This is a genomic window from Arthrobacter sp. UYCu512, from assembly GCF_040547075.1.
Taxonomy (GTDB): Bacteria; Actinomycetota; Actinomycetes; order Actinomycetales; family Micrococcaceae; genus Arthrobacter.
The window spans coordinates 57,960-78,358 of the sequence record NZ_JBEPPA010000014.1 but is presented as its reverse complement, the minus strand read 5'-3'; the positions used below and the strand labels follow the sequence as shown (position 1 = coordinate 78,358).

Sequence of the window (20,399 nt, the reverse complement as noted above, 5' to 3'; positions counted from 1 at the left end):
GCCATGCTACGCCGGTTCCGCTACTTCATCAGCCGGTTTGTTGGCGGGACCCGGTGCGGACGTCCACTCCCAGTTCCGGATTTCCGGCATGTCTTCGCCATAGGCGCGGATGTACTGCCGGTGCTCGATGAGCTTGTTCTTGAGCTCCTCGCGCACATGCGCCGAAACGTCCTTCAGCCTGGGCACCCGGTCGATGACGTCGATGGCCAGGTTGAACCGGTCGAGCTGGTTGAGCACGCACATATCGAACGGGGTCGTGGTGGTGCCTTCTTCCTTGTAGCCGCGGACATGGATGTTGCCGTGGTTCGTCCGGCGGTACGTGAGCCGGTGGATCAGCCACGGGTAGCCGTGGTACGCGAAGATCACCGGTTTGTCCGTGGTGAACAGGGCATCGAAGTCCCGCCCGGAGAGGCCATGGGGGTGTTCCGTGTCATCCTGCAGGCGCATGAGGTCAACAATGTTGACCACCCGGATCTTCAGATCCGGGAACCGCCCGCGGAGGATGTCGACGGCGGCCAGGGTCTCCATTGTGGGCACATCTCCGGCGCAGCCCATGACCACGTCGGGTTCCCCGTCCGCATCCGAACTGGCCCAGTCCCAGATGCCGATGCCTTTGGTGCAGTGCACGATCGCCTGCTGCATGTCCAGGTACTGCAGTTGCGGCTGCTTGCCGGCGACAATGACGTTGACGTACTGGCGGCTGCGCAGGCAGTGGTCGGCCACGGACAGGAGGGTGTTGGCGTCCGGTGGCAGGTAGACGCGGATGACGTCGGTCTTCTTGTTGATCACATGGTCGATGAATCCGGGGTCCTGGTGCGAGAACCCGTTGTTGTCCTGCCGCCACACATGGGAGGTCAGCAGGTAGTTCAGGGAAGCGACCGGCCGGCGCCACGGGATGTCGTTGGTCGTGGTCAGCCACTTGGCGTGCTGGTTGAACATCGAGTCGACGATGTGGATGAACGCCTCGTAGCAGGAAAAGAATCCATGCCGGCCGGAGAGCAGGTAGCCTTCCAGCCAGCCCTGGCAGGTGTGTTCGGAGAGGATTTCCATGACCCGGCCGTCGCGGGCGAGATGGTCATCCTCTGGAACGGTCCGGGCATTCCAGGCCCGGTCGGTCGCGTCGAGAACGGCCCCCAGCCGGTTGGAGTTGTTTTCGTCCGGGGCGAAGACCCGGAAATTGTCCATGTTCGCAGCCATGATGTCCCGGAGGAACGTGCCCAGGACCCGGGTGGATTCCACGGCCCCGGTGCCGGGATCCGCCACTGGCACGGCATAGTCGGCGAAGTCGGGCATGCGCAGGTCGCGCAGCAACAGCCCTCCGTTCGCGTGCGGGTTCGCGCTCATGCGCCGCTCCCCCACCGGATGCAACCCGCCGACCGCCGCCACCGGAGCCCCGGTATCGTCGAAGAGTTCCTCGGGGCGGTAGCTGCGCAGCCACCGTTCCAGGACGGCACGGTGGCTGTCGTTTTCGCGGGCCTGGGTGAAGGGCACCTGGTGCGAACGCCAGCTTCCCTCCACCTTCAGCCCGTCCACTTCAGCCGGTCCCGTCCAGCCCTTGGGAGAGCGCAGGACGATCATGGGCCAGCGGGGCCGTTCCGTCCGGCCGTCCTCACGCGCGCCGCGCTTAATCTCACGGATCTCGTCCAGGCAGGCATCCAGGGTCCGGGCGAAGTCCTGATGCATCTGTTCAGGGTCGGAACCTTCCACGTAATACGGGGTGTGGCCGTACCCGCGCAACAGCGAGTCCAGTTCCTCATGGCTGATCCGGTCCAGGACCGTGGGGTTGGCGATTTTGTAGCCGTTCAGGTGCAGGATCGGCAGGACGGTGCCGTCCCGGCCTGGGTTCACGAACTTGTTGGAGTGCCAGCTCGCGGCCAGCGGGCCGGTCTCTGCTTCCCCGTCACCGATGACAGCCGCCACGATGAGGTCCGGGTTATCGAACGCTGCGCCGTAGGCGTGCGAGAGCGCGTATCCGAGCTCCCCGCCCTCATGGATGGATCCCGGTGTCTCCGGGGCCACATGGCTGGGGATGCCGCCGGGAAAAGAGAACTGGCGGAACAGCCGCTTCATCCCGGCGAGGTCCAGGGAAATATCCGGGTACGTCTCGCTGTAGGTACCTTCCAGCCAGGCCGACGCCACCGGCCCCGGCCCGCCGTGCCCGGGGCCCATGATGTAGATCAGGTCCAGGTCCCGGTGCATGATGGCCCGGTTCAGATGGGCGTAAATAAAATTCAGACCCGGAGTGGTCCCCCAGTGCCCCAGCAGCCGCGGCTTGATGTGCTCGGGCAGGAGCGGCTCGCGCAGTAGCGGGTTGTCCATGAGGTAGATCTGGCCGACGGACAGATAATTCGCCGCCCGCCACCAGGCATGAATGCGGTCCAGCTGGTCTGGGCTGAGGATAGGTTCCCCGGTCCGCGGAAGTTGATGGTCATTCATGGGAAGTCCTGCCTCTCGGTGAAAGTAACGGGGACGGGCCGCGGGGGCGGCGTTTAGCGGACGCCGCTTGGCTCCGGGGCAGGTTCGGTCTTTATCGTGCGGCCGGTGGCCTCTCCCGGCTCCGGCAGGCGCAGGCGCTTGAGCAGCAAGGCGTTCACGGCGACAATGACGCTGGAACCGGACATCGAGATCGCAGCGATCTCCGGGCTGAGCCTGATGCCCAGGGAGGTGAAGAAGACGCCGGCGGCGATGGGCAGGGCGATGACGTTGTAGCCGATGGCCCAGCCCAGGTTCTGGCGCATTTTGCGCAGGGTTCCCTTGCCGATGCGCAGGGCCACGGGGACGTCCAGGGGGTCCGAACGCATCAGGACAACGTCGGCGGTTTCGATGGCCACATCCGTCCCCGCACCGATCGCGATGCCCAGGTCAGCCTGTGCCAGGGCAGGGGCGTCGTTGACGCCGTCCCCGACCATGGCGACCCGCTTGCCGGCTTTCTGCAGTTCTGCGATCTTTGCTGTCTTATCCCCGGGCAGCACTTCGGCGATAACGGTGTCGATGTTCAGTTGCGAGGCGATGCGCTTGGCGGTTGCCTCATTGTCCCCGGTGAGCATGATGACTTCGATACCGGCTTCGTGCATCGCCGCGACAGCCGCAGCTGCAGTCGGGCGGACGGCGTCGGCAAGGGCGATGACCCCTGCCGCCCGGCCGTCCACGGCAACCAGGACCGCCGTACGCCCCGTCGATGCCAGTTCCTGCCGCTGGTCGGCCACCGGGCCGATGTCAATGCCCTGGGCCGCCATGAGCTTGCGATTTCCCACAAACACCTGGCGTCCCCGGACCATCGCGCCCGCACCGTGTCCGGGAACATTCCGGAACTCCGTCGCATCCAGGGAGGGCACACCCCTGCCCGCGGCATAGTTGACGACGGCGGCGGCGAGGGGGTGCTCGGATTCCCGTTCCACGGCTGCCACAAGGGCAAGCAGTTCGTCATCGTCGATGCCGACGGCGATGAAGTCGGTGACTTCCGGCTTGCCCTGGGTCAGGGTGCCGGTCTTGTCCATAACAACGGCCTCGATACGGGCAGCTGTTTCCAGGGCGGTGGCGTTCTTGAACAAAACGCCCCGCTTGGCGCCCAGGCCGGTGCCGACCATGATCGCGGTGGGAGTGGCCAGGCCCAGTGCGTCGGGGCAGGTGATGACGACAACCGTGATGCCAAAGAGCAGGGCCGTCTGGAGGCTTGCCCCGGTCAGCAACCACACGGCGAAGGTGGCACTGCCGCCGATGAGTGCGACAAGGACCAGCCAGAACGCTGCCCGGTCAGCGAGGCGCTGGCCGGGGGCTTTGGAGTTCTGGGCCTCCTGGACCAGCGCGACGATCTGGGCCAAGGCTGTGTCCGCGCCGACCTTGGTGGCGCGGACCCTCAGTGTTCCGGTGGTGTTGACGGTGGCACCGATGACTTTGGAGCCAACGGTCTTGGCCACCGGCAGGCTTTCTCCGGTGACCATGGATTCATCGATGTCGGATTCTCCGTCTTCGACGGTTCCGTCCGTGGGAATTTTGGACCCCGGCCGAATTAGCATCAGGTCCCCGGGCAGGACATCGGAGGTGGGGACTTCCACCGGTTCACCGTCACGGACCACCAGCGCCTTGGCCGGGGCCAGTTCCAGCAGCGTCCGTATGGCGTCGTTCGCCCCGCCCCGTGCGCGCATTTCAAACCAGTGCCCCAGCAGGACGAAGCTGGCCAGAACGGTGGCCGCCTCGTAGAAGACGTCGCCGCCCCCGGTAAGGGTTACGACCAGGCTGTAGACCCAGCCGGCCCCGACACCCACGGCGACGAGCACCATCATGTCCAGTGTCCGGGCACGCAGCGCCCGGTAGGCGCCGTCGAAGAAGATCCAGCCCGCATAGAAAATGACAGGCAGGGACAGAACCAGTGCAAAGACGTCGTCCCGCAGCCCGAAGGGCGCCGGGACCGTGAACCCGAAGACATCCCTGCCGATCGGGGACCAAAGGGTGATCGGCACCGACAGGGTGGCTGCCACAACGAACCGGTTCCGCATGTCACGGACCATTGATTCCATCGACATGCCGTGGCCCCCGTGCCCCATGACCTCCTGGGCATCCCGGGGGACGCGCTGAGGGTGACCGGTATGGGCGTCAACCCCGCCCTCATGACCCTCATGACCTGCGTGGCCTTCGTGGCCTTCGTGGCTTTCGGGGGCGGGGGCGGTGTGGCCTTCATGGGCAGACGGATGGTGCCCGGCGGTACCGTGGCCAGCACGTGCCGACGGCGCTGAACCGCTTTCGTGCATCGGATCACAGATATGGTCAGGCACGGACTGGCCGGAACAGTGGTAGCCGCAGTCTCGCACCCAGCTCGCGAGATCGGCGATGGAGGTCTTCTCCGGGTCGAAAGTGACGTTCGCGGTCTGCGAGACCGGATTCGCTTCCACGCTGAGCACGCCGGGCCGACGGGAGAGCGTGGCTTCGGCGACGCTTTTGGACGAGGCCCAGTGGACACCCGACACCTCCATGACCGCGGTTTGTGTCCTATTACTCATGCCGAAAATTCCTCTCAGGACTCGTTAGAAGTTGAAGCTAGTTGCTCAAGAAGTGTCAGCGGTCGCTCCTGGCGCGAAGCCTGGGCAGTACAGCGGTTGGGAGCCTGGAAATGAGATTGCCGAGCCCGACGGCCTGGTTGTTGCCGGGGTACGTACTCTTCAGGCGCCTGGATGCAGGGAAGGGACGTCGATGCCCCGCCGGATCAGGGTCCGGAGGGCAGAGCTCTCCTATACGCGGCTGATGGAAAGCCGGATGAGAGACACAGGGTGGAGGGGTGCTCCCGGGGCCTCGGGCAGCGCCCCGGCCGGCTGTGCAGCTGCATCGGCGGCGGGGGTGCTGCCGGGGTGTTCTGGGAGTGATGAGGCAAGGACGGCCGGCGACAGCACATCAGGGCACGCTACAGACAAGCCCAGGTTCATAGGGCAATCCTCGGGACGGGACGGGACGGGTTGTTCCCCAGGGTCCTGATCCGCAGCCACAACGGTGTTACCTGAAAAGACAAGCCGGATGCCCACGGATTCCGAGTCTTCCGTGTAGGACGCCGTGATGGTGTGCGATGTAGCGCCCGGTCCGGTTTCTTGAGGAGACGTCAAAGGCAGGTCAAGAATTCCCGTTATGGCGACGAGAAACGACAGGACCGCGGTGATTATGGCCAGGTAGGAAAAATCATGGTGCCATCGCATGGAATGACGCACCTTTCCCCACCCCCGTGTTCATCGCGAATAGCGCTCGTAGGTTTCACCCTCTGCAGCGATCATACCGGGCCGGTTGCGGGGGGGAACTTAAAATCCTTGTTCAAACGAAGCCGGGTGATCGTTGTGATCTGCTGCATGCACCACCGTGCCCGGTTCCCGGAGGACAAGGAGAGTGTGTGAAGGAAACTCGAGGGCCGGCCGGGGATCAGGCCCGTTCCTGCCACCTCCAGGGAGGTGTCGAGAACCAGCTCCCAGTGGATTGCGTAAACGGCCGGCGGCACGGTGAACTTCCGGGACTCGGCACTGGCATTGAAACAGAGGACGAATCTGAGTCGGTCATCGGGCTGCCGGTGAGATCGAAGCAGCGGATGCCGCTGCCGTTCAGGTACATCCCCCGCGCCGGGTCCGTCCCTTGGTTCCAGTCCGAAGGTTCCATCGGCGTGCCATCCGGCTTCAACCGGACAACGTCGGGCACTTGGCCTCCTAGACCAAGGACCCTGTTTTCCCGATCCGGAACAGACAATAGTGTATGCGGGGCAGCAGTCACCAACGAGGAGAAGGAAATCCGGACATGATGTACGGATGGTATGGCGATGGGGGCATCGTAGGGTGGGTGGTCATGGCACTGATGATGCTGCTGTTCTGGGGTGGGGTGGCGGCCGTGGTTCTTCCTGATCCGCGTCGGACGGCCCGGCGTGCGGGGTCCCCAGGGGTCCCCGCACGATGACACGGAGTGGATCCTCAACGAACCCTTCGCCCGCGGGGAGATCGCTGCGAACGGGCTCAATGAACGCCGCGCCGTTCTTCGAAACAAGCCGGGAAGACCCTGACCCGCAAAACGCAGATCATGTTCGGTGCCATCGCAGCGCTTGTCCTGACTGCCCTGTCCATGCTGGCTGTGGTCTTCATGAGCGGCGGGACGAACCAGGCGGCTACGCGTTTCCGGGAGCCTTCCGATGCACGACGCCCGGCCTCACCGGCACGGGCATCAACGTCACGGCCTCCGACATGGGATGTACCATGATGGGCGGTTCCGGAATGATGCGCGGCAGCATGCTTTTGACCGCGGAGAGGGCCGCCGTGGCTAGCGGCGAGGGTTCCTTTCTCGTCACCAACGTCGGTACCATCCCTGACGAAATGATGATCGTCCTGCTGGCAGGTACACAGATCGCAGGAACTCACCCGGTCGGCCGGGACGGCAAAATCGATGTGAGCGGCAGTTTGGCGGAGGCCGCCGCCACCTGCGCCGAAGGCGAAGGCAACGGAGTCCTCCCGTCGGCGGCCGGATGGATCACTCTGACCTTGCGCCCGGACGATGTGAACTGTTCTGCAATCTGCCAGGCCACTACTAGGCCAGGATGTACACGCGGCTCACCGTCACGTGAACCGGCTGGACCCGATCCGGCTTGGTTACCGGCATCGGAGTCATGCGATGTGAACGGCATCCACCATTCCCGCCTGCTGGATCCGGCAGAGGGAAGATCCGGGAAGGCCTGGGCCGGCTTTGTCCCAGGGGAGCGGCACCGGAATGATCGTCGGGGACCCATGCCCGGGGTCACCGTGGCTTGATCAGAGGAGCGCAAAAAAATGGAAAACTCGCGGATAACGTCCATTATCCGGACCTATCGCAAGCGCGCTGCAAGATACGATTTTACAGCAAACCTATATTATCTATTCGGCTATCGTGAATGGAAATACAGGCGGCTGGCCGTGGAACCGTTGGACCTCCAGCCGGGCGACAAGGTTTTGGAATTGGGTTGCGGCACGGGGTTGAACTTTTCGTTCTTTCAGCAATACATCGGTGCCGCCGGCCAGATCATAGGCGTGGATATTACGGATGCCATGCTGCAACAAGCTCAAAAGCGCGTCACCGATCACAAATGGACTAACGTCACTTTAATACAACATGACGCCGCAACTTTTCAAAGTCCAACGGAGGCGAATGCAGGGTTCTCCAGCTATGCACTTTCAATTTTCCCTGAAACCGAACAAGCATTAAGGAATATTGTCAATTCATTGGCCCCGGGCGGACGTCTGGTGCTCTTGGAACTCCAGATCCCCACGTCGTGGCCTTCCCTGGTGGCATCTGCTGCAGTTGCTCTAATGAAGCCCTATGCCGTGACTGATGAATGGGCTTTGGGCCGCCCCTGGGAACTGATCCGCAAAACAGCAGAAGAAGTATTGACCAATGTTGAAGTGACTAATCAATACTTCGGATTTACTTATATCCTTTCTGGGAGACAATCTGGCCAAGCGAAGAGTTGAAGTTGAGTGACTCTTCAGGGTTCGTAGGGAAGTGGATTCCCGGATGAGTGTCAGGCCGCCGCCCGGGCCCCGAAAGGATGCTGGAGGAAAATCCCTTGGCAGGAGCCGGAAGCTGGGCCTCGAAGACGACGTGGCGGCACTCGTCCACGGTGCAGCGGGTTCCTCCTGGGCGCTCGGCGGTGTCGGCCCGGACCCGGGCACAGAGCTGCCGACCGTGGCTAACCAGGGCCAGGCCCCGGGAGTCTCCGCCGCTGACGTGCCCTCTTCATCCAGAGGCGGGCCACGCACAGCAATAGCGGTGCCATCCATCACACCTTTGATTCGCACGGCGGCGCAGACGCTGGCGTCGGGGGAGCGTAGCCGGCAAGGGATGATCGGCCCGATGCGGGGGCCGCGTCACATCATGGATGGGTGGTTTGACGGCCCCGGGTCACCCTAAGTATCACGGCCGTGAGCACTGCGGCGAGCATGACGACGAGTGCCCCGATCCCCAGATAGAAGACTAGGGACGCGTTTTCGGAAGGCCCCGACGAGGCCTTTGAAGCCGCGTCGATCAACCACCAATACCCTGCAGTTGCCGTCGTCCATAGGGCGCCGGCGGCCACGACAAGCCAAGACAAGCGGGAGAACCAGGATGTACCTGCCTGATACGAGAGTGCCAGGGCCAGCAGGGTGATTCCGGCGGACGCGAGAACAAGGCCGCCGAAGTAATAGCGCCCTGCCAGAACACCTGCGAGGACGCTGAGGCTTCCGATGAGGATAAGGCGCCGGGGGCCGAGCGGCATCCGTGCGCGGTCGACAGCGATGGCTGCCGCGGACTGGGGGCCGCCGGTTGTGGAGTCGTCGTCTGTCATTGTGTTCCGTGATCCTCTGAAATGGTGGTTCCTGGCCCCGGGCGGATGCAGCGGCCAGGGTCTGGGCCGTGACCGGCAGGACGGGGTGTTCCGGCATTCAAACAGTACAGACGTGGCAGCATCCCTCGTGCATCGAGGCCACGGCAATGAGCGCGTCCCGGCCGGTGCTGCCTGCACCGGGTGGAAGGCCCATGACTCTGCCCCTGCGCGTGGAAGGTGGGTCATTTGGATGGAAGGACCCTCATCGCCGCTGGCCCGAAGAAGTACAGCAAAGGACGCCCCTGGACCCTTGGTAGTATACCCCATGGGGGTATACTAGTTTCATGAGCGTTGCAAAGGAGCTGTCATGAACGACACTGTCGATGATGCCGGCGGTGCGCCCGTTGCGCCGCCTCACGGATACACCGCGGACAAGGACGCGTACCTGCGAAGGCTCAAACGCATTGAGGGTCAGGTGCGCGGGATAGCCCGGATGGTCAGCGAGGACTCGTACTGCATCGACATCCTGACCCAGGTCGCGGCCGTCAATAAGGCCCTGCACGCGGTCAGCATCGGACTGCTCGAAGAACACATCGGCCATTGCGTCGTCAGCGCCGCAGCCGAGTCCCCCGAAGCCGGGGACGCCAAAGTCAGGGAAGCGTCAGACGCCATCGCGCGCCTGTTGCGCTAGGAACGAAGGAGAAAATCATCATGAGCGTCAACACCACCGTCAACATTTCCGGCATGGACTGCAGCCACTGCGTCGCCTCTGTCACTGAGGAACTGCAGGGACTGGAGGGCGTCCAGGAGGTCGCCGTGGAACTGAACAAGGACGGCATCTCGATTGCCACCATCACCTCGGCGGGCGAGCTCGACCCGGCGGAAATCGGCGAAGCCGTCGCAGAAGCCGGCTACCTTGTCGTGGCCAGCGAGGCCTGAGGATGGACTCCGGCACCCTGACCAATACGCGCATCATTGAACTGGACATCCAGGGGATGACCTGCGCTTCGTGTGTTGCCCGGGTGGAACGGAAACTCGGAAAACTCGACGGAGTCCAGGCGAGCGTGAACCTGCCCCTTGAATCCGCCCAGGTCTCGGTGCCGGACGCCATTACCGACCAGCAGATCCTCGATACCGTTGCGGCGACCGGATATACGGCCCGGCTCAAGGCCGTGCCCGACGCAGTCCGTGCGGCGGGGGGCGATGATGAGGCTGTTCCTGACCTGTCCGATGACGAGTCAGGTGTACCGGCCGCCTCAGCGTCGCTGCGTCCTCGACTTGTCCTGGCTGGTGCCCTCACCGTGCCGGTGGTCATCATTTCCATGATCCCGGCCGCCCAGTTCCCGCACTGGGGATGGTGGACCTTTGCCCTGAGCCTGCCCGTGGTCACTTGGGCGGCGTGGCCCTTCCACCGCGCTGCGGCCATCAACGCCCGGCACCTGGCCTCCACGATGGACACCCTGGTCTCCATCGGCGTGGGCGCGGCCTTTCTGTACTCCAGCTGGCAGCTGTTTGCCGACCCGTCGCTGACGGAACACCCCGGCATGAAGATGAGCGCCCACACCCTGTACTTCGAAGTCGCCGCCGTCGTCACGACCTTCCTGCTGCTGGGCCGGTACCTGGAAGCCAACGCTAAACAACGCGCGGGCAATGCGCTGAAAGCACTGTTGAATCTCGGGGCCAAGGAAGCCACCGTGCTCCGCGACGGCGTCGAGTCCCTGATCCCGGCCGACCGGCTCCAGCCTGGCGACGTCTTCGTGGTCCGCCCGGGCGAAAAAATTGCCACCGACGGGTTCGTCGTGGACGGGACCAGCGCGGTCGACACCTCCCTTGTCACGGGCGAGTCGCTGCCGGTGGACGTCGGCGTCGATGACACCGTGGTCGGTGCGACGATCAACACCAACGGCCGGCTGCTGGTCAAGGCCACCCGTGTCGGCAGCGAAACAACGCTGGCCCAGATGGGCCGGCTGGTCAGCCAGGCCCAAAGCGGCAAGGCGCCGATCGCCCGGCTGGCGGACCGGATCAGCGCCGTCTTCGTCCCGGTCGTCCTGGCCATCGCCGCGGCCACGTTCGCCGTGTGGATGCTCACCACCGGGGATCCGCAGGCCGCCTTTACCGCCGCCGTCGCGGTCCTCGTCATCGCCTGCCCTTGTGCTCTTGGCCTGGCGACACCGACAGCGCTGCTGACCGGAACCGGCCGCGGTGCCCAGATGGGCATCCTGATCAAGGGCCCCCAGATTCTCGAAGACACCCGGACCGTCGACACGATCGTGCTGGACAAGACCGGCACGGTGACCACTGGACGACTCTCCGTAGCGGGCATCCACACCTTCACGACGGCCGGCCAGGATGAAATCCTGGCCTACGCCGGCGCGGTTGAAGCTGCCAGCGAACACCCCATCGCCCATGCCATTGCCCGTGCAGCCAAGGGAATGGGCCCGTTGCTGCAGGTTTCCGGCTTTGAGAGCGCACCCGGCGGGGGCGTCCGCGGAACCGTCAACGGCAGGCAGATTGTCGCCGGACGCGCCGGCTGGCTGCAGGCCAACGGGATCGAACCGGAGGCCGTCCACTACACCGCACTGCAGGCGCAGGAGGATACCGGTTCCACGGTTATCTGGGTGGGCATCGACGGCGCGGCCGCCGGTACGATCAGCCTCACCGACACGGTCAAAGCCGGTTCCGCGGCCGCCATCACCAGGCTCAGGGAACTCGGGCTGCGGCCGGTCCTGCTGACCGGAGACAACGCCGCGGTCGCGGCCGCCGTGGCCGCCGAGGTGGGTATCCCTGCCGACGATGTCATGGCGGGGGTCCTGCCGGAAGGCAAAGTCGAGGCGGTACGAAAGCTTCAGGCCTCCGGAGCCACCGTGGCGATGGCCGGGGACGGCGTCAACGATGCCGCGGCCCTGGCACAGGCAGACCTGGGCATCGCGATGGGCAGTGGCACGGACGTGGCCATCGCCGCCGCCGACCTGACGGTCATGGGCAACGACCTGGGCCAGGTAGCCCAGGCCATCGAGCTCTCCCGTAAAACCCTGGCCACGATCAAGACCAACCTGTTCTGGGCCTTTTTCTACAACGCCATCGGCATCCCGGTCGCCGCTTTGGGGCTGCTGAACCCTATGATCGCCGGGGCTGCGATGGCCGCAAGCTCAGTCCTTGTGGTGAGCAACTCGCTCCGCCTGCGCGGCTTCGGCAGACCCGCCACGGACGAGGCTTCCATTCCACGGCTGCCCGTGCCTGCACGCCTGTGATGCAGGACCACCCGCGGGCGCCCACCGTGGCAGGCGGCGCGGGGGCTCCGCAGCCCGGCACGGACGGCTGATTCCGTTCAGCAGACCAGCCAGGAGCAGACACGCCAACGGCCGGCGGTCCGCAGCCCCCAAGGCAGCGGACCACCGGCCCTTCGGCAGACTCTTAGGCTCCGGCGCGCACAAACGTGACGGGGCCGGTCGCGGTCAACCACGACAGAGGATGAACCACGGTCTGGTTTTTGCCGTTCATGCCCGAGCTGAGGACCTGGCCGTTGCCGACATAGATTCCTACGTGGCCGGACTGGACCACCATGTCCCCGGGCGTGGGGGCACCGACGACCTTCCCGTAATTCATGAACTGCATCGGGGCAGGGTCGCCGACAGGAATGCCGGCTGCTCCCAGAGCCTTTTCCACCAGGCGCGTGCAGTCCTGGATGAGGCCCAGCTGCGCGTAGGCGGCTGACACCATAGTGGCGTTGACCCCGCCTGCCGTCTGGGGAGCTGCAGCAGGTGCCGTGGCGGCCTGCGGCTGGACGGTGATGCGGGGCTGGGCCTTGACGGCCGCGGCGGGCCCGGCCGCCACGGCGGCAGGAACCGGCGCTGTGACTGCAGGTTTGGGCGCTTCGATCACCGGTGCCGGGGTCGTTTCGACGGCGGGGCGCTCGAAGGAAATCCGGACGCTGGAGTCAGCACTCAGCGGCGCCGGCGCCTGGTTGGACACCTCAAGGTTCGAGGCGGGGGCCGAATCCCGCTGTGCCGGGGCATCGGCGGCTTGGGCGGCGATCCCGCTGGTCAGGACAAGCCCCGACGCGGCGGCGATGACGGCGGCCTGCCGGCCAACTCCCCCGGCGTTGTCAGCAACAGCCTTGGAGAGCGTCGCGAGGGTGCTCGTCTGGACAGTGACCGCGCGGTGGCGGCCGGAAGTTCTGCGTGTGGACATAAAAAAGTAGCCTCTCCCAATGCCTGCGGGGTTAGCTGTCGGATTCGGATGGGAGACACCCGGCCGCAGTCCCTGCAAAATGCAGTGGTGCGGCTTCACCCCAAGGCCTGGGAACAGGCCAACATGTGGTTTCCCCGTCTCTGCCGGACGAATTCTGCGAACGGATCCCGGGCAGCGGCAGAGTTAGGCAATCGGCTCGGGAGTGCCGCTCTCGGAGAAACCGGCACGGGATCGACCGTACTTCAACTCAGACCCAAGTGTCACATTTTGGTAACGCCATGGGAGGAAAGTCACATTCGGAGAACCGCGAGGATGCGTATCAACTCTCACGCACGGACACCTCGTGCGCCCCGGGCAGCCTTCGTGCATTGCCCCGCACATTGGCCGCCCATTCCCTCTCGCCTTGAGTCGCATACCCCGGAGGGGTATGCTGGGGGTGTTGTCAGTGAACTGGTATGTCCAGGCGGGGGCAAGATCCCGCCGTCACAGCCGTTCAACCCCAGCGCCTATCACCCCTTTTTGATGGATTGGAACTGACATGTGTGGAACAGAAGCCCGGACCGAATTGCCCTTGGCCGCGACAGGACAGGGGGGCTGCAGTTGCTGCGCGCCAGCGGCTGCAACGCCACAGGCGCCGATAGCTGAAGGTGCCGCGTACCTGCTCGAAGGGCTCACCTGCGGGCACTGTGTGCAGACAGTCGAGAAAGCCGTTTCCGCGCTGCACGGGGTGGAGTCCGTAGCCGTTGAGCTGGTCTCCGGAGGCGCATCCCGTCTGACCGTGGCCGGCACAGCCGGCCGCTCCGCCGTGGAAGAGGCAGTCACGGACGCGGGATACAGCCTGACCGCGAGCAAGTAATCCAGCGACCTCCCCTGACAGGCCGGCCCGCCGAGGTCCGCCTGCCACCGGAGGGACCTTCCCTGATGACCGCACCAATGGACGACCAGCACAAGCACGATCAGAGCCCCGGCGGCCCCGGGCCGGAGGCAATGCCGCATGGTGGTTCTCTCCCGGGCCAGCTACCGGAAAATGTGGCGGAACCTCATCTGGGCCACGGGCTACAACGTCATCTCCGTGCCGGTTGGCCGCCGGTGTGCTGGCCTTCGCCGGCGTCGTGCTGTCCCCCGCGGCGGGTTTCGTGCTGATGTCCGTCTCCACGATCGTTGTTGCCTTGAACGCACAGCCGCTCCGCCGGCTGAAACTGAACCCGGGGCCGGTCCGCTGAACCCGGCAGACGCCGGGAGCATCCCGGGCCGGTACCCTTAAACAAAACATGATCCGCAGGAAAGGAGGAACACCGTGACCGCAGTGCTGCGCGGAGCCAGGGTGTTCCTCCGCCGTGCGTCCCTAATGGCGGGAATGCTGGCCATCATCGCCGGGATTCTCGGGATGCACATCATGACCGGTTCCCACGCCATGCCGGCGTTTGCCGCAGGCCCGGGCACAGAGATAGCCCAGGTTGCGCAGATTTCTGTGGCGGTCACGCCCGCGCCGGGTGGGGCCGCAGTACGGGGCGCCGCGGCCGCACAGGGTCCGGCGTCCATCTCAGGGGGTTCGTGCGCCGGCGCGGGCGTGTGCGCGACGATGTCGGCCATGGGCGCGGTCTGTGTCCTTTCCCCGGGCAACCCGCCGCTGGCGCTCCCGTCGCCGGGGCTCACCCCGTTTGCGGCTACCGTTCCGGCCACGTTGCCGGCCGGTTTCGCCACCTACGCGTACCTGCCCGGGAGTCCTTCCCCGGGCGAGCTCTGCATCAGCCGGACGTAGACGGCTGAGCTGCGCCGTGACTTTCCCGGCGCATAAGCCTTTCCCTGACGTGCCGCCGCCGGGAACTCCGGCCTCCTTGGCGTGCGCGTCACCAGCCACCGGCTCCATGGGCCGGTTGATGTCTTGAAGGACCCCGATTTCCATGAAAAAGATTCTGACCCTCTCCGCCGCAGCCATCGCAGCCGCGATTGCCCTGGCCGGCTGCTCTGCCGGATCTGGTGGCAGCATGCCCGGCATGAACATGGGCGGCTCCGGCACGTCCACAGATTCCGCCCCGATAGCTGTCGGGGACCACAACGGCGCCGACACCACCTTCGCTCAGATGATGATCCCGCACCACACCCAGGCCGTGGAAATGAGCGACCTGATACTCAAGAAGCAGGGCATCGACCCGAAAGTGACTGCCCTGGCCACCAAGATCAAAGCCGAACAGGCCCCGGAGATCACCACCATGACGGGCTGGCTAAAGACCTGGAACGAGCCAAGCCAAATGTCCGGCGGCGGCATGTCCGGGGCGATGAGCAGCGATGACATGACGAAACTGGACGTCGCGCAGGGCGCCGAAGCGGCCAAGCTGTACCTGAGCCAGATGACTACCCACCATCAGGGGGCAGTAGCGATGGCCAAAACCGAGGAAGCCACCGGTAAGAGCACGGATGCGGTCACCCTGAGCAAAAACATCGTCACATCCCAGGAAGCCGAAATCCAGGAAATGAAGAACCTGCTGGCCACCCTCTAGCCAGCACTCCCACGGCACCGGTGCCGTGATCCCGGACCCATCTTCCTCCCTTGACCTGGAGTCATCCATGCCCTTTCCCCCCATCCTGCGTCCGCGTCTTGCCGCAATCACCACCGTGGCCGCCCTGATGCTGGCCCTGTCAGCCTGCACACCGAGCTCCTCCACCCCTGCATCTGCCCCGGCCTCCCCTTCGACAAGTGGCGCGGCAGCCGGTATGCCGAGCGCCCACATCCACGGTCTGAGCGTCAACGGCGAAACCGGTCGGGTCCTCCTGGCCACCCACGAAGGCCTATACGACATGTCCAAAAAGCCGGCCGTCAAAATCGGCCCCGCAAACGACCTCATGGGGTTCGCCCCCGCCATGGACCAGGGCGTGTTCTACGCTTCCGGTCATCCGGGCCAAGGCTCTTCGCTGCCCGGCCTGCTGGGTTTGATCAAGACCAGCGACGGCGGCAAGACCTGGGAGCAGCTGTCCCGGCAGAACGAATCCGACTTCCATGCGCTCACGACGACCAAGTCGGGGATTGTGGCCTTTGACGGGACACTGCGCACCAGTATCGACGGGAAAACCTGGAAAACAGTGGACGCCGGTTTCGTGCCGGCCGTCCTGGCCGGGAATCCCTACAGCGATACCGTTCTCGCCACCACCCAGGAGGGCGTGCAGCGCTCGAGTGACGGCGGAGCCACCTGGGTACGGGACAAATCCGCCCCGCTCATCCAGTTCGCCGCCTTCGCCAGCGCCAGGGAAGCCGTCGGTATCGCACCAGACGGGACCGTCTACTATTCCGCGGACGCCGGCGCCACCTGGAAACAGACCGGCAAAGTGACCGGCGAGATCCATGCCGTCGCGGCCACCGAAGGCACGGACGGGAACCCCTGGATCTGGGCCGCCTCGGCCACCGGGCTGATGGTGTCCACCGACGGCGGGACCACGTTCCGACCCTCCGACGCGGACTGAACCGGTGGATATCGGCGGGTACTTCGCATCCACGGTGACCTCCGGGGCCCTGATCATCGCCATCCCGCTGGCCATGGCGGCAGGGCTGGTGTCATTCCTCTCGCCCTGTATCCTGCCGCTGGTGCCTGGCTACCTGGGCTTCGTGTCCGGACTGACCGACCCGACCCAGCCGCGCAACCGCCGGCGGGTCCTGGCCGGGGTCGGGCTCTTTGTGCTCGGCTTCGCGGTCGTGTTCACCCTCTACGGGGCCGCGTTCGGCGCGATCGGTTCTTGGCTGCTGCGTTTCCAGGATGTGCTGATGCGCGGCCTCGGTGTCGTGGTGATCGTGATGGGACTGGCTCTCTTGGGTATGGTCCCTTGGCTGCAGCAGACCCGCAAGCTCACCCTCGGCCGCAGGACGGGGCTGGCCGGCGCCCCCCTGTTGGGCGTCGTCTTCGGACTCGGCTGGACCCCCTGCATGGGTCCAACGCTTAGTGCTGTTCTGTCCCTGAGCGTCACGACCGCCAGCGCCGGCCGCGGGGCGCTGCTGGCCTTTGCCTACTGCCTGGGCCTGGGTATACCTTTCGCACTTGCCGCCCTGGGCCTGAACTGGGTCAGTACCGCCTTGGCCTTCGTCCGCCGGCACATCCGGGTCGTCAATATAGCCGGTGCCACCATGCTCATCATCCTGGGCGTACTCATGGTGACCGGGCTCTGGGTGAAGTGGATTTATCAGCTCCAGAACCTCTCCGGCACCTTCCTCACCCCCATCTGAAAACTTCAGCCGGCTCACGGCCACTCATTAAGGAATCCAACATGACCACCTACACCCGCCACCACCTTGGCCGTCGCAGCTTCTTAGGACTGTCCTTGGCCACGGCCGCCGCTGCGGGCCTCGCCGCGTGTTCGAACACCCAGAGCGCCCCCGGCATGCCCGACAGGATCATGCCCACCGACCCGCTCGTCGCCGAGCACGAAGCCGGCAGGGCGTTCACCGGAAAAACCGTCTCCCAGGCCCTGACCGCCGGATCCTTGGAGGCAACTGTCGCCGGGAAGCCCGTCTCCACATGGGGTTACAACGGAGGAATCAGCGCACCCACCATCCGTGCCACCGCAGGTGACCGGCTCCAGGTTGCGCTGGCCAACGAGCTCAAGGACCCGACGAGTATCCACTGGCACGGACTCGCGCTGCGCAACGATCAGGACGGCGTCCCGGGCGTTACCCAGGACGCCGTCGCGGCCGGCGCCGGGTTCAGTTACGATTTCCGTCTCCCCCACCCCGGCACCTACTGGTACCACTCCCACGTGGAAATGCAGCGCGAACGTGCCCTCTACGGGGCACTGATCATCGAGGACCCGGCAGAAAAAATCGTCTACGACAGGGACTGGGTCATCGTGCTCGACGACTGGATGGACGGCATCACCGGCACCCCGGATGAAGTCCTGAAGGAACTCTCCGGCGGCATGTCGATGTCCGGGACGTCCATGCCAGGGATGGACAACGGGTCCATGTCCGGGTCCGCGGGCTCAGCGTCTCCCTCCCCCTCCGGCGGATCGATGGGGACGGGGATGAAGCACATGCTGATGGGCTCCCGCAGCGACTTCCTCGGCGGCGACGCCGGGGACGTCAGCTACCCGTACCACCTCTTCAACGCAAAAGCCCCGGACGAAGCGGAGATCCTGACGGCCACGGCGGGGCAGGTCATCCGGCTGCGGATCATCAACGCCGCAGGAGACACCGCCTACCGCGTCGGCATCCCCGGCCAGAAAATCACCCTCACCCACACCGACGGGTTCCCGGTCCTACACCAGGACGTCGACGCCGTCGTGCTCGGCATGGGTGAACGCATCGACGCCCTCCTCACCGTCAAAGAAGGATTCACCCCCGTGATGGCGCTCCCCGAAGGCAAAGCCGGGCAGGGACTGGGCTTCATCAGCACCGGCACCGGCAAACAGCCACTTCCCGCCACCCTGCCGGGCACGTTGGAGGGCACCGTCGTGGACGGCGGGCAGCTCAAAGCTGACCCCGCCGTCACCCTGGCGGCTAAAACCCCGGACCGCACCCACGAACTACACCTCACCGGCGGCATGGCCAAGTACGACTGGGGCATCAACGGGGCCCGCTTCAACATGGACAAGCCGTTCGAGAACGCTTTTGAGATCAAAGCCGGCGAACGCGTCGCGGTGAAATTCATCAACGACACCGACATGTGGCACCCCATGCACCTGCACGGCCACACGTTCCAAGTCGGGGACGGCGGGGCACGAAAAGACACCGTCATCGTCCGTGCCAAACAGAGCGTCACAGTGATCTTCGACGCCGACAACCCCGGCCAGTGGCTCACCCACTGCCACAACGCCTATCATGCCGAACGCGGCATGATGGGCGTCTTCTCGTACATCAAATAAGGGACACCGACCATGAACACCCCTGCCGCGACAGAACTGTTCTTCCCCTCCCCGACCGTGAGCGCCTTCGCGCTCGGGCCGCTGACCATCCGCTTCTACGCCCTCGCCATCCTGGCCGGCATCGTGGCCGGTGTCTGGCTCACCGCCCGCCGGTTCCGGGCCCGGGGCGGCACCACCGCCCAGACCCTGGACATCGTGGCCTGGGCGGTGCCCTTCGGCATCGTCGGCGGCAGGCTGTACCACGTCATCACCGACAACCAGCTCTACTTCGGGCCCGGTAAAGACCCCTGGGGTGCGCTGCGGATCTGGGAAGGCGGCCTCGGGATCTGGGGAGCCGTCGCCCTCGGGCTCGTCGGCGCCGGGATAGGCGCCCGCCGTGCCGGGGTGCCATTCGCCGCGTTCGCGGACGCGGCCGCCCCGGGGCTGCTCCTGGCCCAGGGTCTGGGCAGGTGGGGCAATTGGTTCAACAACGAACTCTACGGCGGGCCCACGGACCTGCCGTGGAAACTCCAGATCCACGCCATGGACCAGGCCACCGGCCAGGCGCTGACCGGCGCCGACGGCGCTCCGCAGGTCTTGGGATTTTTTGAGCCGACGTTTCTTTACGAATCGCTGTGGTGCCTAGCCGCGGCGTCGCTGCTGATGTTCCTGGACCGGCGCTACACACTCGGTGCCGGGTCCGTGTTCGCTCTCTACATCGTGCTCTACACCGCCGGTCGTTTCGCCTTCGAACTTATGCGCTCCGACCCTGCCAATCTGATCCTGGGCCTGCGCGTGAACACGTGGGTCTCCGGGCTGCTCTTCCTCGCCGGCGTGGCGCTCTTCCAGAGGCTCAGGCCCCGTCCCCGCTCCGCCGTCCCACCCGTCCCCGTCCTCAGGCAGGACTCTGAGGCGCCCGGCAAAGGAATCCCTGCATGAGTAACGCCAGCAAACGGCCCTCAGAACACCAGGCCATCGTCGCGGCCATCCGCGGCCGGCAGCAGGCTAAACAGCGTCGGTTCAATATCCTCGTCTACTTCGGTTTCGGCCTGGTCCTCGCCGCCATCATCACCGCGGTCGCCTTCGTTGTTGCCGGGTCAGTGCAGCAGCGGAACGCGGCCGCCGAAGCGGCCAAAAGACCCATCGACGGGATCCAGACGTTCGCCGATCTGTCCCGTAACCACGTCCAGGAGGCCGTCGACTACCCGCAGCAGCCCGGCGTCGGAGGAGACCACTCCTCCGTCTGGACGAACTGCGGCATCTACACCAATCCGGTCAACGAACAGCGCGCCGTCCATTCCCTGGAACACGGGGCCGTCTGGATCACCTATAAGCCCGGGCTGCCGGCGGCCGACGTCGCGATACTCACCGACCTTGCCAAGGCCAAGCCGTATGTCCTGCTCAGCCCGGACAAAGCCCAGAGCGCCCCGGTCACCGCGACCGCCTGGGGCACCCAGGTGGCGGTCCAGGACGCCGGGGACCCGCGCATCCCCGCGTTCATCGGCGCGTACGCCCAATCCCCGAAAGCACCGGAACCCGGCGCCGCCTGTACCGGCGGAACCAACGGCTAAGCACACCATGTCTCAAGCAA

General features: G+C 65.2%; 16 protein-coding genes, 1 pseudogene and 1 riboswitch. Of the genes and pseudogenes, 13 read left to right on the top strand and 4 right to left on the bottom strand.

Features of this window, described 5'->3' with window-relative positions; all coding sequences use genetic code 11:
- Positions 1-6: 6 nt before the first annotated feature.
- Positions 7-2,436, bottom strand: a complete 2,430-nt coding sequence (locus ABIB49_RS15180) for a phosphoketolase family protein (protein ID WP_354157274.1) — start codon at positions 2,434-2,436, stop codon at positions 7-9.
- A gap of 53 nt (positions 2,437-2,489) precedes the next feature.
- On the bottom strand, positions 2,490-4,997 hold the full coding sequence (locus ABIB49_RS15175) for a heavy metal translocating P-type ATPase (protein ID WP_354157273.1): 2,508 nt from the start codon (positions 4,995-4,997) through the stop codon (positions 2,490-2,492).
- A 2,283-nt stretch (positions 4,998-7,280) separates the two neighbouring features.
- Between ABIB49_RS15175 and ABIB49_RS15170 the strand changes: the two genes are divergently transcribed.
- On the top strand, positions 7,281-7,958 hold the full coding sequence (locus ABIB49_RS15170) for a class I SAM-dependent methyltransferase (protein ID WP_354157272.1): 678 nt from the start codon (positions 7,281-7,283) through the stop codon (positions 7,956-7,958).
- A gap of 401 nt (positions 7,959-8,359) precedes the next feature.
- On the opposite strand, the gene ABIB49_RS15165 is transcribed toward ABIB49_RS15170, so the two are convergent.
- Positions 8,360-8,812: a hypothetical protein gene (locus ABIB49_RS15165; protein WP_354157271.1), complete on the bottom strand. Its 453-nt coding sequence runs from the start codon at positions 8,810-8,812 to the stop codon at positions 8,360-8,362.
- A gap of 346 nt (positions 8,813-9,158) precedes the next feature.
- On the opposite strand from ABIB49_RS15165, the gene ABIB49_RS15160 reads away from it, so the two are divergent.
- The 3 genes from ABIB49_RS15160 to ABIB49_RS15150 are packed head-to-tail and all read left to right on the top strand — an operon-like array spanning position 9,159 to position 12,042.
- Positions 9,159-9,482 (top strand): metal-sensitive transcriptional regulator, encoded by a 324-nt coding sequence (locus tag ABIB49_RS15160; RefSeq protein WP_354157270.1) that lies wholly within the window; start codon positions 9,159-9,161, stop codon positions 9,480-9,482.
- 20 nt (positions 9,483-9,502) lie between these two features.
- Entirely contained in the window at positions 9,503-9,730 is a 228-nt protein-coding gene (locus ABIB49_RS15155) for a heavy-metal-associated domain-containing protein (protein ID WP_354157269.1), read from the top strand.
- Between the two features lie 2 nt (positions 9,731-9,732).
- Entirely contained in the window at positions 9,733-12,042 is a 2,310-nt protein-coding gene (locus ABIB49_RS15150; protein ID WP_354157268.1) for a heavy metal translocating P-type ATPase, read from the top strand.
- A gap of 163 nt (positions 12,043-12,205) precedes the next feature.
- On the opposite strand, the gene ABIB49_RS15145 is transcribed toward ABIB49_RS15150, so the two are convergent.
- Positions 12,206-12,982 (bottom strand): NlpC/P60 family protein, encoded by a 777-nt coding sequence (locus ABIB49_RS15145; protein WP_354157267.1) that lies wholly within the window; start codon positions 12,980-12,982, stop codon positions 12,206-12,208.
- Between the two features lie 6 nt (positions 12,983-12,988).
- Positions 12,989-13,151, bottom strand: a riboswitch (cyclic di-AMP (ydaO/yuaA leader).
- Between the two features lie 369 nt (positions 13,152-13,520).
- Here ABIB49_RS15145 and ABIB49_RS15140 point away from each other — a divergent pair.
- The 9 genes and pseudogenes from ABIB49_RS15140 to ABIB49_RS15100 all read left to right on the top strand — a co-directional run bounded on the left by ABIB49_RS15140 (position 13,521) and on the right by ABIB49_RS15100 (position 20,379).
- Positions 13,521-13,838 carry a heavy-metal-associated domain-containing protein gene (locus ABIB49_RS15140; RefSeq protein WP_354157266.1) on the top strand — a complete coding sequence of 106 codons (318 nt, stop codon included), beginning with the start codon at positions 13,521-13,523 and terminating at the stop codon, positions 13,836-13,838.
- 138 nt (positions 13,839-13,976) lie between these two features.
- A pseudogene (locus ABIB49_RS15135) lies at positions 13,977-14,205 on the top strand (heavy metal translocating P-type ATPase); the annotation flags it as partial.
- Between the two features lie 74 nt (positions 14,206-14,279).
- Positions 14,280-14,744, top strand: a complete 465-nt coding sequence (locus tag ABIB49_RS15130; protein ID WP_354157265.1) for a hypothetical protein — start codon at positions 14,280-14,282, stop codon at positions 14,742-14,744.
- 142 nt (positions 14,745-14,886) lie between these two features.
- Positions 14,887-15,483: a DUF305 domain-containing protein gene (locus ABIB49_RS15125; protein ID WP_354157264.1), complete on the top strand. Its 597-nt coding sequence runs from the start codon at positions 14,887-14,889 to the stop codon at positions 15,481-15,483.
- Positions 15,484-15,550: 67 nt separating this feature from the next.
- Positions 15,551-16,441, top strand: coding sequence for a F510_1955 family glycosylhydrolase (locus tag ABIB49_RS15120; protein ID WP_354157263.1), 891 nt, complete (start codon positions 15,551-15,553; stop codon positions 16,439-16,441).
- Positions 16,442-16,445: 4 nt separating this feature from the next.
- Complete coding sequence (locus ABIB49_RS15115) at positions 16,446-17,195, top strand: cytochrome c biogenesis CcdA family protein (protein ID WP_354157262.1); 750 nt, start codon at positions 16,446-16,448, stop codon at positions 17,193-17,195.
- 41 nt (positions 17,196-17,236) lie between these two features.
- Complete coding sequence (locus ABIB49_RS15110) at positions 17,237-18,829, top strand: multicopper oxidase family protein (protein WP_354157261.1); 1,593 nt, start codon at positions 17,237-17,239, stop codon at positions 18,827-18,829.
- Between the two features lie 12 nt (positions 18,830-18,841).
- A complete protein-coding gene (gene lgt / locus ABIB49_RS15105; RefSeq protein ID WP_354157260.1) occupies positions 18,842-19,747 on the top strand; it encodes a prolipoprotein diacylglyceryl transferase in 906 nt (301 codons plus the stop codon).
- On the top strand, positions 19,744-20,379 hold the full coding sequence (locus ABIB49_RS15100) for a thioredoxin-like domain-containing protein (RefSeq protein ID WP_354157259.1): 636 nt from the start codon (positions 19,744-19,746) through the stop codon (positions 20,377-20,379). Before lgt ends, ABIB49_RS15100 begins: the two co-directional genes overlap by 4 nt.
- Positions 20,380-20,399 lie beyond the last annotated feature (20 nt).

Bases quoted from the DNA above. Each gene is read 5' to 3' on its own strand.
- ABIB49_RS15180 (WP_354157274.1), bottom strand. From the start codon at position 2,436: ATGAATGACCATCAACTTCCGCGGACCGGGGAACCTATCCTCAGCCCA.
- ABIB49_RS15175 (WP_354157273.1), bottom strand. From the start codon at position 4,997: ATGAGTAATAGGACACAAACCGCGGTCATGGAGGTGTCGGGTGTCCAC.
- ABIB49_RS15170 (WP_354157272.1), top strand. From the start codon at position 7,281: ATGGAAAACTCGCGGATAACGTCCATTATCCGGACCTATCGCAAGCGC.
- ABIB49_RS15165 (WP_354157271.1), bottom strand. From the start codon at position 8,812: ATGACAGACGACGACTCCACAACCGGCGGCCCCCAGTCCGCGGCAGCC.
- ABIB49_RS15160 (WP_354157270.1), top strand. From the start codon at position 9,159: ATGAACGACACTGTCGATGATGCCGGCGGTGCGCCCGTTGCGCCGCCT.
- ABIB49_RS15155 (WP_354157269.1), top strand. From the start codon at position 9,503: ATGAGCGTCAACACCACCGTCAACATTTCCGGCATGGACTGCAGCCAC.
- ABIB49_RS15150 (WP_354157268.1), top strand. From the start codon at position 9,733: ATGGACTCCGGCACCCTGACCAATACGCGCATCATTGAACTGGACATC.
- ABIB49_RS15145 (WP_354157267.1), bottom strand. From the start codon at position 12,982: ATGTCCACACGCAGAACTTCCGGCCGCCACCGCGCGGTCACTGTCCAG.
- ABIB49_RS15140 (WP_354157266.1), top strand. From the start codon at position 13,521: ATGTGTGGAACAGAAGCCCGGACCGAATTGCCCTTGGCCGCGACAGGA.
- ABIB49_RS15125 (WP_354157264.1), top strand. From the start codon at position 14,887: ATGAAAAAGATTCTGACCCTCTCCGCCGCAGCCATCGCAGCCGCGATT.
- ABIB49_RS15120 (WP_354157263.1), top strand. From the start codon at position 15,551: ATGCCCTTTCCCCCCATCCTGCGTCCGCGTCTTGCCGCAATCACCACC.
- ABIB49_RS15110 (WP_354157261.1), top strand. From the start codon at position 17,237: ATGACCACCTACACCCGCCACCACCTTGGCCGTCGCAGCTTCTTAGGA.
- lgt (WP_354157260.1), top strand. From the start codon at position 18,842: ATGAACACCCCTGCCGCGACAGAACTGTTCTTCCCCTCCCCGACCGTG.
- ABIB49_RS15100 (WP_354157259.1), top strand. From the start codon at position 19,744: ATGAGTAACGCCAGCAAACGGCCCTCAGAACACCAGGCCATCGTCGCG.